Annotated in this window: 6 protein-coding genes and 1 pseudogene; 4 read left to right on the forward strand and 3 right to left on the reverse strand. The window is 72.6% G+C overall.

All coding sequences use genetic code 11. The features are described 5' to 3' along the window. Positions 1–344, reverse strand: a pseudogene (locus tag FV223_RS14220) (dipeptide epimerase); the annotation flags it as partial. Further along, entirely contained in the window at positions 341–1,360 is a 1,020-nt protein-coding gene (gene dgcN, locus FV223_RS14225) for an N-acetyltransferase DgcN (protein ID WP_147727657.1), read from the reverse strand. The pseudogene FV223_RS14220 and the gene dgcN, both read right to left, overlap by 4 nt. A 187-nt stretch (positions 1,361–1,547) precedes the next feature. Here dgcN and maiA point away from each other — a divergent pair, with 187 nt between their 5' ends. From maiA to FV223_RS14245, 4 genes are all read left to right on the forward strand, one after another. Continuing rightward, positions 1,548–2,195 (forward strand): maleylacetoacetate isomerase, encoded by a 648-nt coding sequence (gene maiA / locus FV223_RS14230; RefSeq protein WP_147727662.1) that lies wholly within the window; start codon positions 1,548–1,550, stop codon positions 2,193–2,195. A gap of 210 nt (positions 2,196–2,405) precedes the next feature. Continuing rightward, the gene (locus FV223_RS14235; protein ID WP_147727658.1) at positions 2,406–3,737 is read left to right on the forward strand and encodes an NAD(P)/FAD-dependent oxidoreductase; all 1,332 of its coding nucleotides are present in this window, start codon (positions 2,406–2,408) and stop codon (positions 3,735–3,737) included. Between the two features lie 373 nt (positions 3,738–4,110). Further along, positions 4,111–4,425, forward strand: coding sequence for an EthD family reductase (locus tag FV223_RS14240; protein ID WP_147727659.1), 315 nt, complete (start codon positions 4,111–4,113; stop codon positions 4,423–4,425). Further along, on the forward strand, positions 4,422–4,739 hold the full coding sequence (locus tag FV223_RS14245; RefSeq protein WP_147727660.1) for a hypothetical protein: 318 nt from the start codon (positions 4,422–4,424) through the stop codon (positions 4,737–4,739). The genes FV223_RS14240 and FV223_RS14245 overlap by 4 nt, the downstream gene beginning before the upstream one ends. A 52-nt stretch (positions 4,740–4,791) precedes the next feature. On the opposite strand, the gene FV223_RS14250 is transcribed toward FV223_RS14245, so the two are convergent. After that, positions 4,792–8,112, reverse strand: coding sequence for a PAS domain-containing protein (locus tag FV223_RS14250; RefSeq protein ID WP_147727661.1), 3,321 nt, complete (start codon positions 8,110–8,112; stop codon positions 4,792–4,794). Between the last annotated feature and the right edge of the window lie 100 nt (positions 8,113–8,212).

Here is an 8,212-nt window from a genome sequence, read left to right on the forward strand (position 1 = left end):
AGCCCGGCGATCTCCCAGGCCGGGCGGCCGGACGCCTTGGCCTCGAAATCGAACAGCGCGCAGTCGAGCGCGTTGCGCGCCGCACCGGGCTTCATCCGCTCCAGCAGCTCGGCGCGGCCGACGCCGGCGGCGATCGCGTCGGCCTGTTCCTCGATCGCCGCGGCCACGCTCTCGACGTTCTCGCCGTAGCGCGGATAGGGCACGCACTCGCCCCAGCCGGCGACCGCCCGCTCGGCGTCGGCGATCCGCGCGGTGACGACCACGGCTTCCGTGCGGCTGCCGCGGCTGATCGTGAAGGCGCCGGCGATCGGGAAGCGCTCGACGGCGACCGCGAGCCGCCTCACGGCGCGGTCTCCGGGAACTCGGCGATCAGCCGGTCGACGAGGCCCTCGACGCCGAAGCGCACCGGGTCGGTGGCGGGCAGGCCGTACTCGGCGCCGAGCTTCTCGAGCAGCGCGCGGGCGGGATCCTCCTCGAGGGCCTGGGTGTTCACGGCGATGCCGGTGGGCCTGATGCCGGGGTTGGTCAGGCTGCCGAGCTGGATCGTCAGGTCGATCACCTGGCGGATCGAGGGCAGCGGGTGCTGGACGCCGCGCATCGTCGTGCGGCTCGGCTCGTGGCAGACCACGAAGGCGTCCGCCTGCGCCCCGTGCAGCAGCCCGAGGCTGACGCCGGCAAACGACGGGTGGTAGAGCGAGCCCTGGCCCTCGATCAGGTCCCAGTGCTTCGGGTCGGCCGCGGGCGCGATCCACTCCACCGCGCCGGAGATGAAGTCGGCCACCACCGCGTCGATCGCGACGCCGCGGCCGGAGATGAACACCCCGGTCTGGCCGGTGGCGCGGAAATCCGCGTCCATGCCGCGCGCGCGCATCCCCTTCTCCAGCGCCAGCACCGTGTACTTCTTGCCGACCGAGCAATCGGTCCCGACCGCGAGCAGGCGGCGGCCCGGGCGCTTGGTGCCCTTGCCGGTGGCGAAGGTCTCGTCGGTGTGGCGCACGTCGTGCAGCGCCCGGCCGCGGCGCGCGGCCGCCTCGGCGATGGCCGGCACCGCGCCGAGGCGCGCGTGCAGGCCGCTCGCGATGTCGAACCCGGCCTCCAGCGCGGCGACGATCTCGGCGACCCAGTGCTCCGGCAGAACGCCGCCGGCATTGGCGACGCCGATCACCATCGTGCGGCAGCCCTTGGCCAGCGCCTCGTCGAGGGTCAGGTCGGGGATGCCGAGGTCGGCCGCGCAGCCCGGCAGGCGGATCTGGCCGATGCACCAGTCCGGGCGCCAGTCGACGATGCCGTAGGCGGTCTTGGCGGCGAGCCGGTCCGGCACGTCGCCGAGGAACATCAGATAGGGCGTCTCGATCTGCATCGGCCGTCATCCCTTGTCGCGCGCCGTGTCGCGCGCGTCGTCGCGGTCTCGTCCCTATCGCGGGATCGCGTCCGCGGGGCAATGCACGATCACGGCCAGACCGCGCTTCGCCGACGCTTCGCCCTTGCGGCCCGCCCGGTTGTGCGGTGTGGTCCCCGCCGAAACCGATGAAGGGCCATGTGGCATGATCAGGATGTACGGCAACTGGCGCTCGGCCGCCGCCTTCCGGGTGCGGATCGCGCTGAAGCTGAAGGGGATCGCCTACGAGGAGACCTTCATCGACCTCGATGCCGGCGACCAGCACGCGCCGGAATTCCGCGCGATCAACCCGCAGGGCGCGGTGCCCGCCCTGTTCGACGGCGACGGGCCGCCGCTGACCCAGTCGCTCGCGATCCTCGACTACCTGGAGGAGACCAAGGGCGGCGTGAAGCTGCTGCCGGCCGATCCGCGGGAGCGGGCGCGCGCCCGCTCGCTGGCGCAGCTCGTGGCCTGCGACACCCACCCGCTCTACGTGCCGCGGGTGCGCACCTACCTGATGGAGGCCTACGATCTCCCTAGGGAGCGCATGATGGGCTTCGTCCGCCACGCCTTCGAGAGCGGCCTGAAGACGCTGGAGACCCGGCTCTCCACGGAGCCCGGCACCGGCCGGTTCAGCCAGGGCGACGCGGTGAGCCACGCCGACCTCTGCCTCGTCAGCCTGTGGGTCGGCACGGGCATCTTCGGGGTGGAGACCGCGCCCTACCCCACCGTGGCGCGCATCGCCGAGGCGTGCCTGGCGCTGCCGGCCTTCGCCGAGGCGCATCCCAAGCGCCAGCCCGGCGCGCCGGCCGCGTGAGGCCGCCGCTCGCGGCCGATGCTTGAGCGATAGGCTTGAGGCATGGCCAAAAAATTTTGACGGCGCCCGCCGGATTACGGCCATCCCGGTATGGTCTAGAACCGTTCCGAGATGGCCCCGCCCGGAACGGCGGCACGGGTGGTGCCTGTGCACGGGGGCACCACCGGCGATGAGGCGGCGACGGCCGCACCGAGGAGCAACGAGACAGGCATGGTACCGGGCGAGAACGAACAGGGCCTGCACCGCATCGTCGTGGTCGGCGGCGGGGCGGCGGGCCTTCAGCTGGCGACCAAGCTCGGGGACAAGCTCGGGCGCGGCAAGGACGTCCACGTCACCCTGGTCGACCGGGCGCGCACCCACATCTGGAAGCCGCTGCTGCATGAGGTCGCCGCCGGCAGCCTCGACGTCGGCCACCACGCGGTCGACTACCTGCACCACGCCCACCAGCACCATTTCCGCTACCGCATCGGCGAGATGACCGGGCTCGACCGGACGGCGCGCACGATCCAGCTCGCCGCCAGCCACGATGCGGAAGGCCGCGAGATCACGCCGGTGCGCTCGGTCGGCTACGACACCCTGGTGATGGCGGTGGGCTCCACCACCAACGATTTCGGCACGCCCGGAGTGAAGGAGCACGCCATCGCGCTCGACACCCAGGACCAGGCGGTGCGCTTCCACCAGCGGCTGGTGAACGCGATGCTGCGCGCCCACACCCAGGTCGGCCCGGTGCGGCCGGGGCAGCTCCACGTCACGGTGATCGGCGCCGGCGCGACCGGCACCGAGCTCGCGGCCGAGCTGCACCGCACCGTCCGCGACGTGGTCTCCACCGGCATGGACCGGATCGATCCGGCCAAGGACCTGAAGATCACCCTGGTCGAGGCGGCCGACCGCATCCTGCCGGCGGTGCCGCCGCGGCTCTCGTCCGAGGTGATGGCGCTGCTCGCCAAGATCGGCGTAGAGGTCCGCGTCCAGGCGCGGGTCACGGAGGTGCGCGCCGACGGCGTGGCGCTGGCCGACGGCGCGTTCATCCCGTCCGAGCTCGTGGTCTGGGCGGCCGGCGTGAAGGCGCCGCCGTTCCTGCAGGGCCTCGGCGGCCTGGAGACCACCCGCACCAACCAGCTCGTGGTGACGCCGACGCTGCAGACCACCCACGATCCCGACATCTTCGCGGTCGGCGACTGCGCCTACCTCGTCGAGGCCGGCTCCGACCGGCCGGTGCCGCCCCGCGCCCAGGCGGCGCACCAGCAGGCGACCTACCTGATCAAGCAGATCCCCGCCCGCATCGCCGGGCGGCCGCTGAAGCCGTTCAAGTACCGCGACTTCGGCTCGCTCGTCTCGCTCGGCGAATACTCGACGGTCGGCAGCCTGATGGGGTTCATCCGCGGCAAGAACATGTTCATCGCCGGGCTGTTCGCGCGGATGATGTACCGCTCGCTGTACAAGATGCACGAGCAGGCCCTGCACGGCACGGTGAAGACCGCCCTCGACGCTGCCGCCCGCGCGCTCACCCGCCGCACCGAGGCGCGGGTGAAGCTGCACTGATCGCGATCATCGCCGGTCGGCGTGCAGGGCGGCCCGCTCCTCATGGATACCGTATCCCCACCCCCGGGTGTGGTCTGGCGGAGACCCGCCTCAATCCCGTCATCCCGGGGCTGCGCAGCGGAGCCCGGGATCCAGAGCCGCCGAGATGGCAGGCTCAAGCGCCGTCGGCGGCTCTGGATTCCGGGTTCGCCTTCGACGCCCCGGAAGGACGGGGCGGGCGATCCGGGCCGCTCAGGAAACGTGTGAAACCCTCGGCCCTTGCGGAGGGAATAGAAAAGAGACGTCGCGAGCGCCTCCGTTGCGCTGACAGGCATTCGGTGGTTCCGTGCCGGCGGCGCGCGGCAGACGCGCCGCCAGGGAGTGTTCGACAGCCATGATCCTCGTCAGCGTGATGTATCCGGCCGGTCCCCGGTTCGACATGGACTACTACCTCGGCCACCACATGCCGCTGGTGCGCGAGCGCTGGTCGCCCCTGGGCCTGCACGAGGCCAAGATCGTGCGCGGCGTCGGCACGCCGGACGGCAAGCCGGCCCCGTTCCAGGTGATGGCGCTGCTGACCTTCGAATCGGCCGACGCCTTCACGAAGGCCGCGGCCGAGCACGGCCCCGAGATCTTCGGCGACATCCCCAAGTTCACCGACGCCCAGGCCGCGGTGCAGATCAACGAATTGCCCGAGGCGACCGCGTGATCGACATCGTCCAGGCGGTCCAGGCCGCCGACCCCGGCCTCGGCACCCGCGTGATCGTGCTGCGCCCGGATTCGCGGGCGCTCGCCACCGCCGAGGCGCTGGTGCCCGAGGCCGAAGCCTGGATCGCCGAGAACGCGCCCGGCGCCCGCCTCGTGCGCAAGACCATCCTGCTCGCCCCCTATCCCGGCGCCATGCCGGCCGAGCGCGAGGTCACCGTGATGGCGTTCGCGGAGGCGCAGCACCTCGCCGCCTTCGCCACCGCCTGGACGGCCGACCCGGAGCCCGAGGACGACGCGGCCGCGCCGGAGGCGTAGGGGCCCCCGTCGCCGGTCCCTCCCCCACCCGTGAGGGGGAGGGAAACGGGCGTCAGGCCGCCTTGAGCTTGTGGATCGTGCCCAGCACCTCGGCCCGCTGGATCTCGAGCCGGTGGATGAGCGGGCGCAGGTCGCCGTCGCCGTGGGCGGCGGCCTCGATCTCGCGGCACAGGCGCGACAGCCGGGTGAAGCCGAGCATGCCGGCGGCCGAGACCAGCGCGTGCGCGTCGTGGGCGACCTGGACCCGGTCGTCCTCGTCGGTGCGGAAGCGATCGCGCAGCTCGCTGCCCATCAGGTCGAGCAGCGTCGCCACGCGCTCCGGCCCGAAGCCGTCCTTGAGGGCGTCGAACACCGCCGGGTCGAGCACCGCGTTCGCGCCGTCCGGCGCCGGGATCGGGGCGGCCGGGCGGGCCTCCCGCTGCGGCCCGGTCCAGCGCGCGATGGTGGCGTAGAGGTCGGCGCGCCGGAACGGCTTGCCGACATGGTCGTCCATCCCGGCCGCGCGCAGGTCCTCGATCTGCTTCGGAAGCACGTTGGCGGTCATCGCCACGATCGGGATCTCGCGGGCCGGCGACGCCAGCGCGCGGATGTGGCGCGTCGCGGTCAGGCCGTCCATCACCGGCATCTGCACGTCCATCAGCACGAGGTCGTAGCCCCTGCCCTGCTTCAGCGCCGCCTCGACCGCGACGATCGCCTCGGCGCCGTCCTCGACCACGTCCACCACGTAGCCCTGCGCCTCGAGCACCGCGCAGGCGAGCTCCTGGTTGAGCGGCACGTCCTCGGCGAGAAGCAGCCGCACGGCGCGTCCGGCGGGGCCCGTGGCCGGAGCCGCGGACGTTGCCGCCGCGACCCCGGTCTCCTCGCCCGGCGGCAGTGTGAGGGTGAACCAGAAGGTCGAGCCGACGCCCTCGCGGCTGTCGACGCCGATCTCGCCGCCCATCAGCGAGAGCAGGTGGCGGCAGATCACCAGGCCGAGGCCGGTGCCGCCGAAGCGCCGGCTGATCGAGCCGTCGACCTGGCTGAAGCGCTTGAACAGCCGGTCCTGCTGCGCCGAATTGATCCCGATGCCGGTGTCGATGACCTCGAAGCGCAGGTCGTGGCCGCGCGCCCCCGAGCGCTCGCGCCGGACCACGAGGGTCACCGAGCCGACGGGGGTGAACTTCACCGCGTTGTTCAGCAGGTTCAGCAGCACCTGGCGCAGCCGGCTCGCGTCGCCGAGGACGAAGGCGGGCAGATCCGGGTCGATCCGGGTCTCGATCCGCAGGTTGCTCTTCAGCGCGCCGCCGCGGACGATCGAGACGGTGTTGTCGATCACCGAGACCAGCGGGAACGAGACCGGGTCGAGGGTCAGCTGCCCGGCCTCGATCTTCGAGAAGTCGAGGATGTCGTTGACAACGGTGAGCAGCGCGGCGCCCGAGCCCTGGATCAGCTCGAGCCGGTGACGGTCCTCCGCCCGCAGGTGGGTCTCGTCGAGCAGCATGTCGGCGTAGCCGAGGATGCCGTTCAGGGGCGTGCGGATCTCGTGGCTCATCGCCGCGAGGAAGTCGCTCTTGGCCTCGCTCGCGCGCTCGGCCTCGGCACGCGCGGCCTGGGCCTCGGCGGTGATCGAGCGCAAGGCCACCTCCGCCGACTTGCGCTCGGTGATGTCGATGTGGAGGCCGACCATCCGGTACGGGCGGTCGTCGGCCCCGAACAGCGGCCGGCCGCGGGCGTAGACCCAGCGCTCGCCGACCCGGAACTCGGCGGCGTAGGTGGTGCGGGTGTCGATCGCGTGCCGGATCGCGTCCCAGACCTCGCCGACCTGCTCGGGATCGACCAGGGCCGTCCACGCGGCGGTGGTGATGCCGCGCGGCTCGCCGTCCTCGGGCAGCCCGTAGATGCGCAGGCTCTCGGGCGAGAGCAGGCTCACCCCGGTCTGCATGTCCCAATCCCAGGTCCCGGCCTCGGCCGCCTCCAGGGCGATCCGCAGCAGGCCGCGGGCGTCGTGCTCCGCCATCCGGGCGGTGACGATCTCGTCGATGTCGAGCGCCGTGCCGAGCCACTCGATGACGGTGCCGTCGGCCATCAGGTGGACCGGCGTCATCGTCAGCTTGTGCCAGCGATAGGTGCCGTCGGCGCGGCGCAGGCGCCATTCCCCGGAATAGGCGGTCTCACCGGCCTGCGCCGCCCGCCACGCCGTCGCCATGGCGGGCGCGTCGTCGGGATGGTTGCAGGCGACCCGCGCGGCGCGGCCGGTGCCGATCGGCCCGTAATACGCGTGGAACTGGGGGTTCGCGTAGGTGATCTCGCCGTCGCCCGGCCGCATCGCCCAGACCAGCAGCGGCAGGGTGTCGGCCAGCCCGCGATAGCGGCTCTCGCTGCGGTGGACGTCGGCCTCGGCCCGCCGGCGCGCGGTGATGTCGATCATCACGCCGAACAGGCCGGTGACCGCGCCCGCGGCGTCGGTCTCGCAGGTGCCGCGCACCACCACGTCGCGCTCGGTGCCGTCCGGCCGCAGGATGCGGGCGTCGAAGGCGAAGTTCTCGGCCCGCGCGATCGCGTCGCCGACGACGGCGATCAGCCGCTCCCGGTCGTCGGCGTGATAGATCTCGGCGAAGGTCGAGAGGTGCGGCGGCGCGGTGGCGGGGTCGAGCCCGGCGATCTCGTAGAGCCCCAACGACCAGATCGGCTGACCCGCCGGCAGCGGGACGCGCCAGTTGCCGATGCTGGCGAGCTGCTCGGCCATGGTCAGCAGGTGGTTGGCGCTGGCCTGCGCCGCGGAGCGCTCCGCGATCTCGGCCGCCTGGCACTCCAGCTGCGCCTCGTGCGCGCTGCGCAGGGCCATCTCGCGCCCGAGCGCCGCGTTCGATTCCGAGAGGCGCAAGTGCGCGACGACGATCTCGGCGAGGTCCTGCAGCGCGACGCCGTCCTCGGCCGAGAAGTCGCGCAGCCGCGAGTCGACGAGGCAGAGGGTGCCGACGCGGATCCCGGGGGCGAGGCTCAGGGGCGTGCCGGCATAGAACCGGGTTGCCCCCGCCGTGCCGTCGACGAGCGGGCTGCCGGAGAAGCGCGGGTCGAGCCGCGCGTCCGGGACGACGTGCACCGCGTCCGTCTGGATCGTGTAGGTGCAGAAGCTCTTCTGCCGCGGCAGCTCGCCCGGCACCAGCGCGCACGGCGTCTTCAGCCATTGCCGGTCGGCGTCGATGAACCCGACGAAGGCGGTCTCGACGCCGAACAGGCGGCAGGCCGTGCGGCACACCGCCTCGAAATGATCCTCCGGCGGCGTATCCAGGATCCCGAGCGCCAGCAGCGCCGCGACGCGCTTCGCCTCGCGCGCCGCCTCGTCCGCCGTCGTTTCGTCGTCCCTGGCCTGAAGCGCCTCTGTGCTGCTCACGTTCGCGCGTCCCCCGCCGGCATCTCCCCGAGGCGCCGGCCCATCGCATCATCCCGATTCCGGACCCGACCGGGCCGATCGCCCTCGCGCGGCGCCGAGG

The sequence above is a fragment of the Methylobacterium sp. WL116 genome, from assembly GCF_008039455.1.
GTDB lineage: Bacteria > Pseudomonadota > Alphaproteobacteria > Rhizobiales > Beijerinckiaceae > Methylobacterium.

Excerpts from the sequence above, each read along its gene's own strand:
- dgcN (WP_147727657.1), bottom strand. The coding sequence starts at position 1,360 with ATGCAGATCGAGACGCCCTATCTGATGTTCCTCGGCGACGTGCCGGAC.
- FV223_RS14235 (WP_147727658.1), top strand. The coding sequence starts at position 2,406 with ATGGTACCGGGCGAGAACGAACAGGGCCTGCACCGCATCGTCGTGGTC.
- FV223_RS14240 (WP_147727659.1), top strand. The coding sequence starts at position 4,111 with ATGATCCTCGTCAGCGTGATGTATCCGGCCGGTCCCCGGTTCGACATG.